Annotated in this window: 16 protein-coding genes; 9 read left to right on the top strand and 7 right to left on the bottom strand. The window is 64.8% G+C overall.

Annotated features, from left to right (window positions below):
* Positions 1-126 precede the first annotated feature (126 nt).
* From bioC to bioB, 4 genes are all read right to left on the bottom strand, one after another.
* On the bottom strand, positions 127-933 hold the full coding sequence (bioC, locus tag RS899_RS29640) for a malonyl-ACP O-methyltransferase BioC (RefSeq protein WP_315808705.1): 807 nt from the start codon (positions 931-933) through the stop codon (positions 127-129).
* Positions 926-1651, bottom strand: a complete 726-nt coding sequence (locus tag RS899_RS29635; RefSeq protein ID WP_054908000.1) for an alpha/beta fold hydrolase — start codon at positions 1649-1651, stop codon at positions 926-928. Before RS899_RS29635 ends, bioC begins: the two co-directional genes overlap by 8 nt.
* Positions 1644-2849, bottom strand: a complete 1206-nt coding sequence (gene bioF, locus RS899_RS29630; protein WP_315808704.1) for an 8-amino-7-oxononanoate synthase — start codon at positions 2847-2849, stop codon at positions 1644-1646. Before bioF ends, RS899_RS29635 begins: the two co-directional genes overlap by 8 nt.
* Positions 2850-2933: 84 nt before the next feature.
* Positions 2934-3992, bottom strand: a complete 1059-nt coding sequence (gene bioB / locus RS899_RS29625; protein WP_315808703.1) for a biotin synthase BioB — start codon at positions 3990-3992, stop codon at positions 2934-2936.
* A gap of 243 nt (positions 3993-4235) precedes the next feature.
* On the opposite strand from bioB, the gene RS899_RS29620 reads away from it, so the two are divergent.
* From RS899_RS29620 to rarD, 7 genes are all read left to right on the top strand, one after another.
* Positions 4236-4529: a hypothetical protein gene (locus RS899_RS29620; protein ID WP_024763634.1), complete on the top strand. Its 294-nt coding sequence runs from the start codon at positions 4236-4238 to the stop codon at positions 4527-4529.
* A 24-nt stretch (positions 4530-4553) separates the two neighbouring features.
* Complete coding sequence (locus RS899_RS29615; RefSeq protein ID WP_315808702.1) at positions 4554-5276, top strand: ComF family protein; 723 nt, start codon at positions 4554-4556, stop codon at positions 5274-5276.
* A gap of 93 nt (positions 5277-5369) precedes the next feature.
* Entirely contained in the window at positions 5370-6134 is a 765-nt protein-coding gene (locus RS899_RS29610; protein WP_054907996.1) for a TOBE domain-containing protein, read from the top strand.
* A gap of 120 nt (positions 6135-6254) precedes the next feature.
* Positions 6255-6626, top strand: a complete 372-nt coding sequence (locus RS899_RS29605) for a substrate-binding domain-containing protein (RefSeq protein ID WP_054907995.1) — start codon at positions 6255-6257, stop codon at positions 6624-6626.
* 68 nt (positions 6627-6694) lie between these two features.
* Complete coding sequence (locus tag RS899_RS29600; protein WP_045212794.1) at positions 6695-7669, top strand: serine/threonine protein kinase; 975 nt, start codon at positions 6695-6697, stop codon at positions 7667-7669.
* A 56-nt stretch (positions 7670-7725) separates the two neighbouring features.
* Entirely contained in the window at positions 7726-8724 is a 999-nt protein-coding gene (locus tag RS899_RS29595; RefSeq protein WP_054907994.1) for a lysozyme inhibitor LprI family protein, read from the top strand.
* 131 nt (positions 8725-8855) lie between these two features.
* On the top strand, positions 8856-9743 hold the full coding sequence (rarD, locus tag RS899_RS29590; RefSeq protein WP_054907993.1) for an EamA family transporter RarD: 888 nt from the start codon (positions 8856-8858) through the stop codon (positions 9741-9743).
* Between the two features lie 647 nt (positions 9744-10390).
* Here the strand turns inward: rarD and RS899_RS29585 are convergent.
* Entirely contained in the window at positions 10391-10909 is a 519-nt protein-coding gene (locus tag RS899_RS29585) for a glycine cleavage system protein R (protein ID WP_024763639.1), read from the bottom strand.
* Between the two features lie 19 nt (positions 10910-10928).
* Positions 10929-11378 (bottom strand): GNAT family N-acetyltransferase, encoded by a 450-nt coding sequence (locus tag RS899_RS29580; RefSeq protein WP_038803503.1) that lies wholly within the window; start codon positions 11376-11378, stop codon positions 10929-10931.
* Positions 11379-11672: 294 nt separating this feature from the next.
* On the opposite strand from RS899_RS29580, the gene RS899_RS29575 reads away from it, so the two are divergent.
* Entirely contained in the window at positions 11673-13850 is a 2178-nt protein-coding gene (locus RS899_RS29575; protein ID WP_315808701.1) for a malate synthase G, read from the top strand.
* Positions 13851-14295: 445 nt separating this feature from the next.
* Positions 14296-15825, top strand: coding sequence for an NCS1 family nucleobase:cation symporter-1 (locus tag RS899_RS29570; protein WP_315808700.1), 1530 nt, complete (start codon positions 14296-14298; stop codon positions 15823-15825).
* Positions 15826-15870: 45 nt separating this feature from the next.
* On the opposite strand, the gene pcaD is transcribed toward RS899_RS29570, so the two are convergent.
* On the bottom strand, positions 15871-16668 hold the full coding sequence (gene pcaD / locus RS899_RS29565; protein WP_315808699.1) for a 3-oxoadipate enol-lactonase: 798 nt from the start codon (positions 16666-16668) through the stop codon (positions 15871-15873).
* Positions 16669-16692 lie beyond the last annotated feature (24 nt).

The raw sequence follows: 16692 nt of genomic DNA, 5'->3' as shown, positions 1-16692 counted from the left end.
AAGGGAGAAGGGACTGATCGGCGCAGGATGAATCTGTGGCGTCAGCAGGCACGGACCACTCCCTCTCCCTTCGGAGCGGGGCGCGCAGCCAGGACTGGGGAGAGGGTGTCCGCCCAGCAACAACGTTTACAAGGAAAAAGATTTGCGCAGGACGGCGTAGACCACCCGATAGGTCGCCGGCAGCCCCTCGGGCTGGCGGAAGCGCTCGTAGGCGGCGATCAGCGCGCGCACCCGCTCGCGCCCGGTGAGGCCGTCGGGCCGGCCGGGATTGAGGTTGTGCGCGCCGAGGGCCTTGAGTTCATGGGTCAGGCTGCGCAGGTCGGGGAAGTGCAGGACACGGTCATCGGTACGCAGTTCCAGCACGTCCAGGCCGCTGTCGGCGCAATGCCGTTGGTACTGCTCGAAGGCGCGGAAGCGATTCACGTGGACGAAACCGTCCACCACCTCCCAGCTCTGCCGCAATTCGCCCAGGGTACCGATGCACAGGCTGCTGAAGGCCAGCACGCAACCGGGGCGCAGCACTCGGCGCGCTTCTGCGAGCACGGCCGGAAGATCAGCGCACCACTGCAGGGCCAGGCTGGAGAACAGCAGATCCGTCGCGCCATCGCGCAGTGGCAGGCTTTCGGCGTCTCCGCCGACAAAATACTGCGCGCCACCCTGCTCGCGGGCGTGGCGCAGCATGCCCTCGGCGATGTCGACGGACAGCCCCTGCGCCTGTGGATAACGCGCCGCCAGCGCGCGGGTGAAATAACCGGTACCGCTCCCCAGGTCGATCCAGCGCTGCGGCGCGCCCTCGGCTGGCAAAGACTCCAGCAGACGGTTGCCGACAGCTCGCTGCAGTTCGGCTACCGCGTCATAGGTCGGCGCGGCGCGGGAAAAGGAAGCGGCCACCTGACGCTTGTCGGGCAAGCCGGTACTACTGCAATCAGGCATCGTCGCCCTCGTGGATGAATCGCAGGATGGCGCCGGCCACTTCGTCCGGCTGCTCCAGTGGCAGCCCGTGGCTGGTTCCGGACAGCAGGTTGACCTCGACGTCCGGCAGCCATTCCAGCAAGGCATCTGCGGCGCTCGCCGGGACCAGCGCATCGTTGGCTGCGAACAGGTGCAACTGCGGTCCGGGATAGCGCCCCAATGCGGCGCGGGTATCCAGTTGCCCCAGCAGTTGCAGGCCGGCGGTGAGCCCTTCGACATTCATCTGCGGCAGCGCCACCTGCAGCTGGCGAGCGAGGGTGCGCGCGTCACGAGCCCCCTGGCTGACCAACATCGTGAAGCGCTTGCGCACCAGGTGCGGTTCCAGCAGGAAGGCTTCGAAGAAGTCCTCGAACACCTCATTGGCCATCGCCTCCGGCCAGTCCTCGCGGCGGCGGAAGCAGAGGTTGCTGGCCAGCGTGACCAGGCCGCGGCAGGACTCGCCCCGGCGCGCGGCCAGTTCGGCGCCAAGCATGCCGCCCAGCGACCAGCCAGCGATCCAGGCGTCGTGGGCGACGTTGTCGTCCAGCTCGTCGAGCCACACGTTCGGATCGGCGTCGTCGGGCAGCGGCTCGATCTGTACGTTCAAATGTGGCGCCTGCTCCAGCAGCGCATCGCGCAACGGTTCCAGCGGTGCGCTGCCCAGGCCCCAGCCCGGCAGCAGGATCAGTTGATCACGCATCATCGCCCTCCTCGGCATCGATCTCTGCCAGAAGGCTAGACGACACGCGCTGCCAGCTTTCGGCCAGCGCCACCAGCAGGCGGTCGACCTGTGCCTCGGTGTGCGAAGCGGACAGGGTCACGCGCAGGCGCGCGGTGCCGGCGGGTACGGTGGGCGGGCGGATCGCCCCGACCAGAATGCCGCGCTGGCGCAGCTCCGCAGACAACGCCATGGCCTGGGCGCTGCCGCCGATGAGGATCGGCTGGATCGGCGTCGGGCTGTCCATCAGGCGCAGGCCGATGGCCGCGGCGCCGGTGCGGAAACGCGCGATCAGCGCATTCAGGTGATCACGGCGCCAGCTCTCGGCACGCAGCAGTTCCAGGCTTTTCAGCGTGGCGCAGGCCACGGCGGGCGGCTGGCTGGTGGTGTAGATGTAGGGGCGGGCGAACTGAATCAGCGTCTCGATCAGCTCCTCGCTGCCAGCGACGAAGGCGCCAGCGGTGCCGAAGGCCTTGCCGAGGGTGCCGACCAGTACGGGCACGTCCTCCATGCTCAAGCCGAAGTGTTCGACGATACCGCCGCCCGTTGCGCCCAGCGGGCCGAAGCCGTGGGCGTCGTCGACCATCACCCAGGCATTCTGCTGGCGAGCCGTCGCGCAAAGGCTGGGCAGGTCGGCCAGGTCGCCGTCCATGCTGAACACGCCGTCGGTAACGACCAGCGTGTTGCCTTCGGCCTTCTCCAGGCGCGAGGAGAGGCTGGCGGCATCGTTGTGCAGATAACGCGAAAAGCGCGCACCGGAAAGCAATCCGGCATCCAGCAGCGAGGCGTGGTTGAGGCGGTCCTCCAGCACGCTGTCGCCCTTGCCGACGAGCGCGGTGACGGTGCCCAGGTTGGCCATGTAGCCGGTAGAAAACAGCAACGCGCGTGGGCGACCGGTGAACTCGGCGAGTGCCAGCTCCAGTTCGTGGTGCGGGCCACAGTGGCCGTTGACCAGGTGCGAGGCACCGCCACCGACGCCCCAGCGTTCGGCACCGGCACGCAGCGCGGCAATCACCTCGGGGTGATTGGCCAGCCCCAGGTAATCGTTGGAACAGAAGGCCAGCATCGGCTGGCCGTCAATGACCACCTCCGGGCCCTGCGGCGATTCCAGCAGCGGGCGGCGGCGGTAGAGGTCCTCCGCCTGGCGCTGGGCCAGGCGGGCGGCGAGATCGAAAGGCATACGCAACCCCTTAGCTGCAATTCAGGCTTCCGGCTGAAGGCCGAGCCCGTAGGAGCGAGCTTGCTCGCTCCTACGAAAAGCAGGTCAGGCCGAAGCCGCGTTATAGAACAGCTGGGAGTCGCGTTGTTCCACCAGCGCCTGCTCGATGGCAGCCTGGTGCACCTCGTCGGCGTGTTCCTCGCGTTCCTCGGGCTTGATGCCCAGACGCGCGAACAGCTGCATGTCCTTCTCGGCCTGCGGGTTGGTGGTGGTCAGCAGTTTCTCGCCGTAGAAGATCGAGTTGGCGCCGGCCATGAAGGCCAGGGCCTGCATCTGCTCGTTCATCTGTTCGCGGCCGGCGGACAGGCGCACGTGGGATTTCGGCATCATGATCCGGGCGACCGCCAGGGTGCGGATGAAGTCGAACGGATCGACGTCCTTCTCTTCGGCCAGCGGAGTGCCTTTCACCTTGACCAGCATGTTGATCGGCACCGATTCCGGGTGCTCGGGCAAGTTGGCCAACTGGATCAGCAGGCCGGCGCGGTCGTCCACCGACTCGCCCATGCCGAGGATGCCGCCGGAGCAGATCTTCATCCCCGCCTCGCGCACGTACGCCAGGGTCTGCAGGCGCTCGCCGTAGCTGCGGGTGGTGATGATGTTGCCGTAGAACTCCGGCGAGGTATCGAGGTTGTGGTTGTAGTAGTCCAGGCCCGCTTCGGCCAGGGACTGGGTCTGCTCCTGGGTCAGCTTGCCCAGGGTCATGCAGGTTTCCAGGCCGAGCTTCTTCACGCCCTTCACCATTTCCAGCACGTAGGGCATGTCCTTGGCGGACGGGTGCTTCCAGGCGGCGCCCATGCAGAAGCGGGTCGAGCCGATGGCCTTGGCCTCGGCAGCGGCCTGCAGCACCTTCTGCACTTCCATCAGCTTTTCCTTGTCCAGGCCGGTGTTGTAGTGGCCGGACTGCGGGCAATACTTGCAGTCCTCCGGGCAGGCACCGGTCTTGATCGACAGCAGCGTGGAAACCTGCACGCGATTCGGATCGAAATGCGCGCGGTGCATGGTCTGCGCCTGGAACAGCAGGTCGTTGAACGGCTGTTCGAACAGGGCGCGGACTTCGGCAAGGGTCCAGTCGTGGCGGGTTACTTGGGCTGCGGTGGCACTCATCGGCAAAGTCCTTCGACGCTTGGGGGCGCGCCTCTTGTCTAAGGTGCCCCGGCGGCGCGCCACCGGGGAAATCAGGCTCAAGGCATCATATGTGGAGCTGTGACGCTGTCAACCACTCTCGCGACACAGGTCGACAAGTGATCATTTATTGATCACAAGCAAACAGCAGATGGCTGCTGTTTCTGAACCGATCCGGCCATTTGCCGCTCCAACCAGACAGCACACTCAGGAGTCATTACCCAGATGGGAACAGAAGGATTCTTCGACGGCCTTGGCCAGATGGCCGGCAAGGCCATCCGCTTCATCGTCGATCTGCTATCGGGCGTACTCGGCGGCCTCTGGCGCGCCATGGACGACTTCTTCCACGGCCTGGCACGCGCTGTAGGAATCGACGTCTCGATCTTCAGCTTCGTCCTGCTCTTTATCGGCCTGCTGCTGCTCTACAGTGGCATCCGCGCCTTCCTGCGGCGCTCGATCTTCGGCGGGCTGATCTGGACGGTGCTGGGCCTGGTGGTCCTGAGCTGGCTGATCCACTGACGGCGCCGCCCTGCGGAGGGCGGAATGCGATTGCTTCACTGGCGCCCCGTCTGGTGGCGCCCACGCGTGCAATGCCTGCTTTGCGGTGGAACGGCGGAACCGGCCGTGCTGCCGCTGTGCGCCGGTTGTGACGACGAGCTGCCCTGGCTCGCCGGCCACTGCGTGATCTGCGCGCTGCCCCTGCCGACCCTCGATCTCGCCTGCGGCCAATGCCTGCGTCGAGCGCCAGCTTTCCAGAAAGTGGAATCGCCGTTGCGCTACGGCTTCCCCGTCGATGCGCTGATTACCCGCTTCAAGCACCAGGCCAATGCGCCGCTGGGTCGACTGCTCGGCCAGCTACTGGCGCGCCATCTGCTGCACGCCTTCGACGAGGGTCTGGCGCGACCGGAGCGGCTGATCCCCGTTCCCCTCTCCCGTCGGCGTGAGCGCCAGCGCGGCTTTAACCAGGCCGCCCTGCTGGCGGACTGGATCGCCGAGCCCCTCGGCGTGCCTGTGGATAACCGCCTGGTGCTGCGCGCGCAGGACACCCCGGCACAGCAAGGCCTCGATGCCGCCACCCGCAAGCGCAACCTGCGCAATGCCTTCGTCCTGGCCGACGGAGCCATGGTCGATGGCCTGCACCTGGCGCTGGTGGATGACGTGCTGACCACTGGCGCCACCGCCGAACGCATCGCCCGCCTGCTGCGTCGCGCGGGAGCCAGGCGGGTGGATGTCTACTGCCTGGCGCGCACGCCGGCCCCGGAATAGACGACCGTTCAGCCACATTCCTGGCATCTGCCCCTTGCGTTTTGCCCGCCAGCAACGGAGCCTCCCTGCATACCAATAAGTACCCGCGGAACCATGACCACCCTCAGCCTGTTGACCCAACACGTTACCCGTCGCCCGCAGCGCATCGCCCTGCTGGCGCAGATCGCCCAGCTCGGCTCGATCACCCACGCCGCCAAGGCCGCCGGGATGAGCTACAAGACTGCCTGGGACGCCATCGATGAACTGAACAACCTCTCCGACCGCCCGCTGGTGGAACGCAGCGTCGGCGGCAAGGGCGGCGGCGGTGCACGCCTGACGGTCGAGGGCGAGCGCCTGCTGGCGCTCTACCAGCGCCTGGAAGCGCTGCGCGAACACATTGTCGAGCACGTCGAACACCAGGCCGACCTAGAACTGATCGGCCGCCTGATGATGCGCACCAGCGCGCGCAACCAGTTGCACGGGCACGTTTGCGCGGTGGAGGCGTCCGGGTTGAATGACCTGATCAGCATCGAGCTGCCCGGCGGCTCGCGCATTCAGGCGCGGGTCACCCGCGAAAGCACCGAGAAGCTGGAGCTGGCCGATGGCGTTCCGGTGGTCGCCCTGATGAAGGCCGGCTGGCTCTATGTCGACCTCCCGCACATCCCTTGCCCGGAAGGGCTGAATGCCCTGGAAGGGCACATCGACGACATCCGCGAAGCCGACGACGGGCCCAGCGAAGTGCGCATCCAGCTGCCCAGCGGGCAGATGCTCTGCGCCCTGACCGACCCGGAGCGCATCGAGATCCTCGGCCTGAAAGCCGGCTCGCCGGTGCGCGCACAGTTCTCCCCGGCCCAGGTGATCCTCGGCACGCCGCTGTAGCCTCCCAGGCACATGAGATTCCCTGCCTCATATCAACCCCCGTGACGACGCGCCGCGCTCCAATAGCAGCCAGAGTCCCGCTCATGCCGGGCGGGACCCCGGCCACCCGGAGCTCCCACCATGCGCCGCCCCTTACTGCTTCTCGCCCTCCTGTTCCTGCCCTTTGCCAGCCACGCCGGCCCCGACGTGCTGCGTGTTGGCGCCAGTACCGAGCTGATGCCGATACTGGAGCCGCTGGTGGACCAGTACCAGATCCAAACCCGCAACAAGGTCCTGCTGATCGGCGGCAACGAGGGTGAACTCGCCGAACAGGCCCGCCAGGGCACACCCTACGACCTGCTGCTGACGCCGCTGCACAACACGGCCAAGCCGTCCCAAGCAGTCAAGTGCAAAGCCCGTTCGATGCAGAAACTGACCCTGGTGAAAGGCGAGCGCCGTGCACTGGCTACGGACTTCGTCGACTACCTGAGCAAGCACTGCGCCGACCACTGAGGCGACTTCCCACCCATTGACGGTGGACTGGGTACACTAGGCAGCTTTACCACTGCCGGATCGTCGCCATGTCTCATCCTTTTTCCGACCTCACGCCCGATCTGGTACTGGATGCAGTGGAAAGCATCGGTTTTCTCAGCGACGCCCGTGTTCTTGCGCTCAACAGCTACGAGAACCGCGTCTACCAGGTGGGCATCGAGGACAGCGAGCCGCTGATCGCCAAGTTCTACCGCCCCGGGCGCTGGACCAGCGAGGCGATCCTCGAGGAGCACACCTTCTCCGCCGAACTGGCCGAGTGCGAAGTCCCGGTAGTGGCGCCGCTGGTGCATGAGGGGCAGACTCTTTTCGAGCACGCCGGATTCCGCTTCACCCTGTTCCCCCGCCGTGGCGGCCGCGCGCCGGAGCCGGGCAACCTCGATCAGCTCTATCGCCTCGGCCAACTGCTCGGTCGCCTGCACGCCGTAGGTGCCAATCGCCCCTTCGAGCACCGCGAGGCACTGACGCCGCGGAACTTCGGGCACGAGTCCCTGGCCACCCTGCTGGAAGGCAACTTCATCCCGAAAAGCCTGCTGCCGGCCTATGAATCCGTGGCCCGCGACCTGCTGAAAAAAGTCGATGACCTGTACGCCCGCGTGAAATACACGCCTATCCGCATGCACGGGGATTGCCACCCCGGCAACCTGCTGTGCCGCGACGACACCTTCCACGTCGTCGACCTCGACGACTGCCGCATGGGCCCGGCCGTGCAGGACCTGTGGATGATGCTCGCCGGCGAGCGCCACGAGCGCCTGGGGCAACTTTCCGAACTGGTCGACGGCTACCAGGAATTCCACGATTTCGACCCGCGCGAACTGCCGCTGATCGAAGGCCTGCGCTCCCTGCGCCTGATGCACTACAGCGCCTGGCTGGCACGCCGCTGGGATGACCCTGCGTTCCCGCCGAGCTTCCCCTGGTTCGGCAGCGAGCGGTACTGGGGCGAGCAGGTACTGGTGCTGCGCGAGCAATTGGCGGCGCTGGATGAAGAGCCATTGCGGCTGTTCTGATTCGGCACGCCGACGCAGGAGCGCTCGGCATTGCGCCACTTCAAGGAAGAAACACCATGAAACTGCACCTCTCACTGATCCTTGCTGCCGGTCTGGCGACCGGCCTGACGCCGGCGCTGGCGGCCAGCTTCGATTGCCGGAAGGCCAGATCGCCGATGGAAGAAGCCATTTGCGCAAGCGGCGATCTGTCTGCGCTGGATGACCAGTTGAACGCCTCCTACCGCGCGCATCTGAGCGATACGGGGCAGAACGCGAGCGCACTCAAGACTTCCCAGCGCACCTGGCTCCGAACGGTCCGTCAACGCTGCGAAGCGGTCGATGAAATAACCGACTGCCTGAGCGACGCCTATCGCGAACGGCTGGAGAACCTCGGCCCCGCCATCAATGCCGCCTCACAGGGTCACGACTGGACACGGGCATTGCGTATCGGCAACGCCGCTCCAGGCTACGACTTCCTCCTCGACATGCAGCCCTGCGCAGAGCAGACCTGCGAGGGGCCGGCCTATCTCGGCATCCAGCGCAAGGACAGCAACCACGTCCTGCAAGCGATCTACCTGCCCAATGTCTTCCTCACTCGCCAGGACAATGGCGAACCGCTGGTGAACTCGGCCCGCCTCTACGACTACCAGGGTGTGATCAATAGCGGCGACTTCAATTTCGACGGCCAGCCGGACTTCGCTGTACAGAATGGCAATCGCGGCTCCTACGGCGGGCCCAGCTACGACGTATTCCTCTTCGATGCACCGCGCCAGCACTTTATCCACAGCCCGGAATTGAGCAGCCTGACGCTGGAGAACCTGGGGTTCTTCGATGTCGACAGCAAGCGCAAGCGGCTCATCACCTTTGCCAAGAGCGGCTGCTGCTACCACGAGAAAAACGAGTACATCATCAAAGCCAACCAGCCGCTCGCCGTGAAACGCGAAATCGAGGATGCCACCGGCGGAAGCGGCGATCCGGAAATGGTGCTGCTGAGCACGGAGGAACTGGTCGATGGAAAGTGGCAGACCACCTCATCGCGCAAGGTTCCGTTCAAGGAGCTTTATGGTGATCAGTAGAGCGACGTAAAGCCGCCGTTACGCACAATCGTCGGCTGCCACCCGGTTACTCACGTGGCAGCACAGACAAGCCCTCGCGAGCGCCCTAGAATTGTGCAGCCACTCATTAGCTGCCTAACCAAGGATGTTCCATGGCCATCGCCAATCCCCGCCGGGGCTACGCCCTGGGCTTGACTGCCTATGTCATCTGGGGGCTCTTCCCGATCTACTTCAAGCTGCTCGAACGCATCCCCGCCCTGGAAATCATCACCCATCGCGCCATCTGGTCGGCGGTGTTCGGCGCGCTACTCCTGCTGGTGTGGAAGCATCCCGGCTGGTGGCGCGAACTGCGCGAGAATCCCAAGCGCATCGCCGTGCTCACCGCCAGCGGGCTGCTCATTGCCAGCAACTGGCTGGTCTACGTCTGGGCGGTGAACAACGGCCACATGATCGAGGCCAGCCTGGGTTACTACATCAACCCGCTGATCAACGTGCTGCTGGGCCTGGTTATCCTGCGCGAACGCCTGCGCCCGCTGCAGTGGGTCGCGGTCGGCCTCGCCGCGCTGGGTGTGGCCCAACAGCTGTGGCAGCTGGGCAGCCTGCCCTGGGTATCACTCGCGCTGGCGCTGACCTTCGGCTTCTACGGGCTGATCCGCAAGCAGGCGCCGGTGGCCGCGCTGCCGGGGCTGGTGGTGGAGACCTGGATCCTGCTGCCGCTGGCGATCGGCTACCTCGTGCTGTTCGCCGATGGCCCCAGCGCGCATCTCGATTTCTGGACCACCAAGGACGCCTTCTGGCTCGCCGCCGCCGGCCCGATCACCCTGGTGCCGCTGGTGTGCTTCAACGCCGCCGCACGCCACCTGCCCTACGCCACCCTTGGCTTCCTGCAGTACCTGGCGCCGACCCTGGTGCTGCTGCAGGCGATCCTGCTGTTCGGCGAGCACCTGGACACTACGCGCCTGATTTCCTTGTGCTGCATCTGGGCGGGGCTGGTCGTGTACAGCGTGGACATCTGGTATCGCCTCTCCCGCGGCGACTGATCATTAATTGATCCACCGCCTGCAAGCCACACCAGCTGTGGCTTGCAGGCAGTCACCCGCAGATTGTCCACAGCTCTATCCCGCGATTGCGGGGATAACGCTCGTTTCTTCCACAACCGGCCCCAACCCGCTCCTCTCACTGCCTACTTCTGCGGCGGCAGAATGCCGACCGATCAATATCTGATCAAATCCTTAGAGTCCCCGCTCCCTCTGGCCTGCAAGAACATTCCCCCGGCTTTTCCACAGGCTGATCCCCGCTTCGTGTGGATGAGCGAACGCCGCCCGATCAGAAAGTGGACAACTCTCTGGACGTCAGAAGCGGCGCTATCTGCAGCGTTCCATGAACGGCTTCTCCACAGACTCTTCCAGTGGATTTGTGCACAGTGTCTGGAAGGCTCGAAGCACTGTTTTCCCTGAGACGCTGCTGTACAAAAAACAATCAGCACCATCAAACCCCCGAAAACAGTGCACCGCAGACAGTTATCAACAGAATGCCCACGGTGCGATCCCCGCGATCTGTGCACAGCTTCAAGGCAGGAAGTGGATAAACAGATTGGCGCCAGGCCCAAATAAAATGGGCCCTCTGTCAATTCATCAACAGAGAGCCCACAGGTTTTTCCACAAGACGGAGGATCGGAGCAGAGCTGTTACTCCCCGCTGTGGAAATTCAGCTCCACCATCAGGTCGTCGGCCAGTTCTTCCAGCTTTCCTTGCAGGGTTTCCAGCGGCAAGGTCAGCGGCACGGCCAGCAGGGCCTCAGCGTGAAACAGCGGTTCGCTGCTCATGGGCGCCGGTAGCACCTCCGTGGTCAGGCTCTCCAGGTTCACGCCGTGTTCGGCCAGCAACTGGGTAATGTCGCGGACGATGCCGGGGCGGTCATTGCCCACCAGGTCGAGGTGGATCGGTTTCCAGTTGCAGGCTGGCTCGATACCGCTCTCCGCCAGCAGCACGCGGATACCGTGCTCGCTGAGCTCCTGCAGGCCCTCCACCAGTTCGTCATAGCCCTCGGCGGGCACCGCCACGCGAAGGATTCCGGCGAACTGCCCGGCCATGCGCGACATGCGGCTTTCCAGCCAGTTGCCGCCGTGCGCAGCGATGCATTTGGCCACGCGCTCCACCAGGCCGGGCTGGTCCTGGGCGATGACGGTCAATACGAGGTGGTCCATGAGCAGTCTCCGCGAAGGGCTAGGCCGTGAGGTCCAGCCAATAGGTGTAGAACTTGTCGTCCCGCTTGTAGCCCAGGCGCTCATACAACGACTGGCCCGCGTGGTTGGTCTTCGCCGTCTCCAGCATCAGGCCGCAGGCACCGGTGCTTTCGCCGTGGGCACGGGCGGCGTTCATCAGCGCTTCGCCATAACCGTCACGACGCGCGGCAGGCAGCACGTAGAGGTCGCTGACCAGCCAGGATGCCTGCAACGCCAGGGAAGCGAAGAAGGGGTACAGCTGCACGAAGCCGACCGCCAGCCCATCGATGCTGCGCGCGATGAAGACCGTGGACTGCCCGCTGCCGATGCGCGCCTCGAGAAACTCGCGAATCTTTGCGTGGGGCGCAGGCACCTCGTAGAAATCGAGGTAGCCGGAAAACAGCAGAACCAGGTCATCCAGATCGGAGGGGGTGGCAAGCGTCACGGACATGCGGGATTCTCCAGAAGGGAAAAAGCAGTATAGGCACGGCGAGGTTAGCCGGCTGCGACGGGCTGCCACAGGTACCCGAAGATGTTATGCGTGTACAGTTTTAAGATTTATCTGGAACAATCCAGAAGATTTTTGCGAACATATGACCTGCTACGTGACTGATATGCGTACTTTGGTCTAACCGCGACGCTAGCCCACTGATTTTTCCCACGGCATCATGTAGTATTCCGCGGCTCGGACTACAAGGCGTTTTGCCTGTGTCCAGAGCTGGTCCTGAGCAGAGTGAGGCAAGCAATGACTGAACGCGTTCAAGTCGGTGGCCTGCAGGTCGCCAAAGTCCTGTTCGACTTCGTAAACAACGAAGCCATTCCCGGCACCGGCATCGACGCCGGCAAGTTCTGGGCAGGTGTCGAAACCGTAATCAACGACCTGGCCCCCAAGAACAAGGCCCTGCTCGCCAAGCGCGACGAGATCCAGGCGAAGGTCGATGGCTGGCACCAGGCCCGCGCCGGCCAGCCGCATGACGCGGCCGCCTATAAGGCCTTCCTGCAGGAAATCGGTTACCTGCTGGCCGAGCCGGCCGACTTCCAGGCCAGCACCCAGAACGTCGACGAAGAAATCGCCCGCATGGCCGGCCCGCAGCTGGTCGTGCCGGTGATGAACGCGCGCTTCGCCCTGAACGCCGCGAACGCCCGCTGGGGCTCGCTGTACGACGCACTCTACGGCACCGACGCAATCAGCGAAGAGAATGGCGCCGAGAAGGGCAAGGGCTACAACAAGGTCCGTGGTGACAAGGTCATCGCCTTCGCCCGCGCCTTCCTCGACGAAGCCGCCACGCTGGAATCCGGCTCCCACGTCGACGCCACCGCCTATGTCGTGAAGAACGGCGCACTGGCCGTGACCCTGAAGAATGGCAGCGAGACCGGCCTGAAGAACGCCGCTCAGTTCCTCGCCTTCCAGGGCGAAGCCGCCAAGCCGAAAGCCGTACTGCTCAAGCACAACGGCCTGCACTTCGAAATCCAGATCGACCCGACCAGCCCGATCGGCCAGACCGACGCCGCTGGCGTGAAAGACGTCCTGATGGAGTCCGCGCTGACCACCATCATGGACTGCGAAGACTCCGTGGCCGCCGTCGATGCCGACGACAAGGTCGTGGTCTACCGCAACTGGCTGGGCCTGATGAAAGGTGACCTCGCCGAGCAGGTCTCCAAGGGCGGCAGCACCTTCACCCGCACCATGAACCCGGACCGCGTCTACACCAAGGCCGATGGTTCCGAGCTGAGCCTGCATGGCCGCTCCCTGCTGTTCGTGCGTAACGTTGGCCACCTGATGACCAACCCGTCGATCCTCGACGCCCAGGGCAATGAAGTGCCCGAAGGCATCCAGGACGGCCTGTTCACCAGCCTGATCGCCATTCACAACCTGAACGGCAGCGCCACCCGCAAGAACAGCCGCACCGGCAGCGTCTACATCGTCAAGCCGAAGATGCATGGCCCGGAAGAAGTCGCCTTCGCCGCCGAGATCTTCAGCCGCGTCGAGGACCTGCTGGGCCTGCCGCGCAACACGCTGAAAGTCGGCATCATGGACGAAGAGCGCCGCACCACCGTCAACCTGAAGGCCTGCATCAAGGCAGCCGCCGAGCGCGTGGTGTTCATCAACACCGGCTTCCTCGACCGCACCGGTGACGAGATCCACACCTCCATGGAAGCCGGCGCCATGGTGCGCAAGGGCACCATGAAGACCGAAAAGTGGATCGGCTCCTACGAGAACAACAATGTCGACGTCGGCCTGGCCACCGGCCTGCAGGGCAAGGCGCAGATCGGCAAAGGCATGTGGGCCATGCCCGACCTGATGGCCGCCATGCTCGAGCAGAAGATCGCTCACCCGCTGGCTGGCGCCAACACCGCCTGGGTTCCGTCGCCGACCGCCGCCACCCTGCACGCGCTGCACTACCACAAGGTCGACGTGTTCGCCCGTCAGGCCGAACTGGCCAAGCGCGCACCGGCTTCGGTGGACGACATCCTGACCATTCCGCTCGCCCCGAACACCAACTGGAGCGCGGAAGAGATCAAGAATGAGCTGGACAACAACTCCCAGGGCATCCTCGGCTATGTAGTGCGCTGGATCGACCAGGGCGTTGGCTGCTCCAAAGTGCCGGACATCAACGACGTCGGCCTGATGGAAGACCGCGCGACCCTGCGCATCTCCAGCCAGCTGCTGGCCAACTGGCTGCGCCACGGCGTAGTGACCGAAGAGCAGGTGCTGGAAAGCCTCAAGCGCATGGCCTCGGTGGTGGATCGCCAGAACGCCGGTGACGCCCAGTACCGCCCGATGGCGCCGAACTTCGACGACAACGTGGCCTTCCAGGCCGCACTGGAACTGGTCATCGAAGGCACCAAGCAGCCCAACGGCTACACCGAGCCGGTCCTGCACCGCCGTCGCCGCGAGTTCAAAGCGAAGAACGGTCTGTAAGCGCTTCGCCAAGCATTGAAAGAACCGCCCTCCGGGGCGGTTTTTTTATGGCTATCGGTTGGGATTGGCGCCTCTCCCACCCGATCGCGGACAGAGCCCGCTCCTGCGCACACGGATAGCCTCCGTGCAGTCGCGGACTCTGTCCGCGACTGTCCCAAGGCCATTGCGGAGCCCATACGTAACGCCTGTGCACAATTATTGTGTACAAAATCCCCAATCCACCTATTTCCCGCGCACGCAATAGCTGACTCTCAAGTCAATGATTGCTATGGAAAAATTATTTCCTGACCTCCTGGATGCCTGGCAAAGCCGCACCAAACGGGGGCTCTGCTCGATTCGAAAGGAAGTGGAAAATCCGCCGGAACGGCAGGGAGGACTGGGCTGGCACGAAATTGGCTTTTGCACACAAACCATAAAAAGCCGTGCATACAAAGCCGAGTAGCCCATGACCCGCAGTCCTACGCACCTGTCCGGCGTTACCCCCCTCCAATCTGTCGATAGCGCGGCCGCCGCCCGGCCGGCCGCGCCAACCCTGAGCCCGCGTCTGTACAGCGCCGACCTGGCACCGACCAAGGCCGCCGGCCGCAGTTGGGGGCGCTACAGCCTGTTCGCGCTGTGGACCAACGATGTGCACAACATCGCCAACTACTCGTTCGCCATCGGCCTGTTCGCGCTGGGCATGAGCGGCGCGCAGATCCTCGCTGCCTTCGCCCTCGGCGCGCTGGTGATCTACGGGCTGATGAACCTCTCCGGCTACATGGGCCAGAAGACTGGGCTGCCCTACCCGGTGATGTGCCGCATCAGTTTCGGCATCCACGGCGCCCAGGTGCCGGCGCTGATCCGCGCGGTGATTGCCATCGCCTGGTTCGGCATCCAGACCTACCTCGCCTCGGTCGTGCTACGGGTGCTGCTCACCGCCATTGCACCGAGTCTTGCGGCCTACGACCAGGACTCGATCCTCGGCCTGTCGAGCCTCGGCTGGATCACCTTCCTCGGCATCTGGTGCGTGCAACTGGTGATCTTCGCCTACGGCATGGAGATGGTGCGCCGCTACGAATCCTTCGCCGGCCCGATCATCCTCGTCGCCTTCGCCAGCCTCGCCGGCTGGATGTACTGGCGTGCCGGGCTGTCGATTGCCTGGTCCAGCGGCAACGCGCCGACCGGCTCGACCATGTGGCTGAAGGTGCTGGGCGCCGCCGCACTGTGGGTCTCGCTGTACGGCACGATGATCCTCAACTTCTGCGACTTCACCCGCAATTGCCCGGACCGCCGCACCATCAGCGTCGGTAACTTCTGGGGCCTGCCGGTGAACATGCTGGGCTTCGCGCTGATCGCCGTGGTGCTGGCCGGCGCGCAGTTCAGCATCGACGGCAAGCTGGTGCAGAACCCCACCGAGATCGTCGCCGCCATCCCCAACACCTTCGGCCTCGTGCTGGCCTGCCTGGCCTTCCTGATCGTCACCGTGGCGGTGAACATCATGGCCAACTTCGTCGCCCCCGCATACGTGCTGACCAACCTCGCGCCGAACCTGCTGAACTTCCGCCGCGCCGGCCTGCTCAGCGCCACCATCGCCGTGCTGATCCTGCCGTGGCACCTGTACAACAGCCCGGCAGTGATCGTGTATTTCCTCGGCGGCCTGGGCGCTTTGCTCGGCCCGCTGTACGGGATCATGGTCACCGACTACTACCTGGTGCGCCGTGGCCGGGTGAACCTGCCGGAGCTCTACAGCGAAAGCCGCGAGGCGGCCTATCACTTCAGCGGCGGGGTCAACCTGCGCGCGCTGGCGGCGTTTGTCCCCGCCGCGCTGATCGCCATCGTCCTCGCGCTGGTGCCAGCGTTCGAAACGCTGTCGCATTTCTCCTGGTTCTTTGGCGCCGGGCTTGGCGCGCTGATCCACTTCGCCCTCGCCGATCGCAAGCGCAGCCATGTGGATGTCTGCGGCGAATCCATCGCAGTGGACGCTGCGCATCATTGAGGTTGTGGATAAACGACAAGGCCGCCTTCGGGCGGCCTTGTTCATTCAGCGAGCCCGCAGGAATTCCAGCACCGCGCCTTCGAACTCGCGGGGAAACTCGATGTTCGACAAATGCACGGCCGGCAGCCTGAGCAGACGAGCGCCGGGGATAGCTTCGGCGATCAGCTCGCTGTGGCTGGCGGCGGTGACGGTGTCGAACTGGCCAGCGATCACCAGTGTGGGCAGGCGGACGTCCCGCAAAGCCGTACGCAGATCGGTTTCCTGGACGGCGGCGAAGGAACCGGCCAGCCCGTGTCGGTTGGTCGCCAGCAGCGTCGCGCGGAACGGCTCCACCTCCGGGCGCTCTTGCGCCAGCCAGGTCGCCGGGAACCAGTTGCCGAGGAAGGTCGCGGCGGTGCCCCGCATATCGTTCGCCTCCAACACTTCGGCAATGCGCGCATCCCACTGGTCCCGCGGCCCCAGCCAGGCAGAGGTATTCGCCAGCACCAGTCGCTCGATACGCTGCGGCGCGTTCAGCGCCAGCCATTGCCCGACGAAGCCACCGAGCGACAAGCCGAGAAAATTCGCACACCGCACGCCCAGTGCATCCAGCAATTCGATGACGTCTTCGCCCAGCCGCGCCAGCGAGTACGGCCCCGGCGGCACGCTGGAAGCGCCATGGCCGCGGGCGTCGTAACGCAGCACGCGGAAGTGCTCGCTCAGCGCGGCAGTCTGGCCGTCCCACATGTGCAGGTCGGTGCCGATGGAGTTGGACAGAACCAGCAGCGGCAAGCCGGCGGCGCCATCCAGGCGGTATGCGATGCGCGCGTTGTCGCGGGTCGTCAGGTAATGCAGCGGGCTCATGGGAGCGTCTCCGTCGGTGAAGGT

Origin of the sequence: Pseudomonas sp. C9-3 (genome assembly GCF_032392015.1) — a bacterium.
Lineage (GTDB): Bacteria > Pseudomonadota > Gammaproteobacteria > Pseudomonadales > Pseudomonadaceae > Pseudomonas > Pseudomonas nitroreducens.
The sequence above is the reverse complement of the archived record's forward strand: the minus strand, read 5'-3'. Positions and strand labels throughout refer to the sequence as shown.

Excerpts from the sequence above, each read along its gene's own strand:
- RS899_RS29615 (WP_315808702.1), top strand. The coding sequence starts at position 4,554 with ATGCGATTGCTTCACTGGCGCCCCGTCTGGTGGCGCCCACGCGTGCAA.
- RS899_RS29600 (WP_045212794.1), top strand. The coding sequence starts at position 6,695 with ATGTCTCATCCTTTTTCCGACCTCACGCCCGATCTGGTACTGGATGCA.
- RS899_RS29620 (WP_024763634.1), top strand. The coding sequence starts at position 4,236 with ATGGGAACAGAAGGATTCTTCGACGGCCTTGGCCAGATGGCCGGCAAG.
- RS899_RS29605 (WP_054907995.1), top strand. The coding sequence starts at position 6,255 with ATGCGCCGCCCCTTACTGCTTCTCGCCCTCCTGTTCCTGCCCTTTGCC.
- RS899_RS29595 (WP_054907994.1), top strand. The coding sequence starts at position 7,726 with ATGAAACTGCACCTCTCACTGATCCTTGCTGCCGGTCTGGCGACCGGC.
- pcaD (WP_315808699.1), bottom strand. The coding sequence starts at position 16,668 with ATGAGCCCGCTGCATTACCTGACGACCCGCGACAACGCGCGCATCGCA.
- bioF (WP_315808704.1), bottom strand. The coding sequence starts at position 2,849 with ATGCCTTTCGATCTCGCCGCCCGCCTGGCCCAGCGCCAGGCGGAGGAC.
- bioC (WP_315808705.1), bottom strand. The coding sequence starts at position 933 with ATGCCTGATTGCAGTAGTACCGGCTTGCCCGACAAGCGTCAGGTGGCC.
- RS899_RS29610 (WP_054907996.1), top strand. The coding sequence starts at position 5,370 with ATGACCACCCTCAGCCTGTTGACCCAACACGTTACCCGTCGCCCGCAG.
- RS899_RS29575 (WP_315808701.1), top strand. The coding sequence starts at position 11,673 with ATGACTGAACGCGTTCAAGTCGGTGGCCTGCAGGTCGCCAAAGTCCTG.
- bioB (WP_315808703.1), bottom strand. The coding sequence starts at position 3,992 with ATGAGTGCCACCGCAGCCCAAGTAACCCGCCACGACTGGACCCTTGCC.
- RS899_RS29635 (WP_054908000.1), bottom strand. The coding sequence starts at position 1,651 with ATGCGTGATCAACTGATCCTGCTGCCGGGCTGGGGCCTGGGCAGCGCA.
- RS899_RS29585 (WP_024763639.1), bottom strand. The coding sequence starts at position 10,909 with ATGGACCACCTCGTATTGACCGTCATCGCCCAGGACCAGCCCGGCCTG.
- rarD (WP_054907993.1), top strand. The coding sequence starts at position 8,856 with ATGGCCATCGCCAATCCCCGCCGGGGCTACGCCCTGGGCTTGACTGCC.
- RS899_RS29570 (WP_315808700.1), top strand. The coding sequence starts at position 14,296 with ATGACCCGCAGTCCTACGCACCTGTCCGGCGTTACCCCCCTCCAATCT.
- RS899_RS29580 (WP_038803503.1), bottom strand. The coding sequence starts at position 11,378 with ATGTCCGTGACGCTTGCCACCCCCTCCGATCTGGATGACCTGGTTCTG.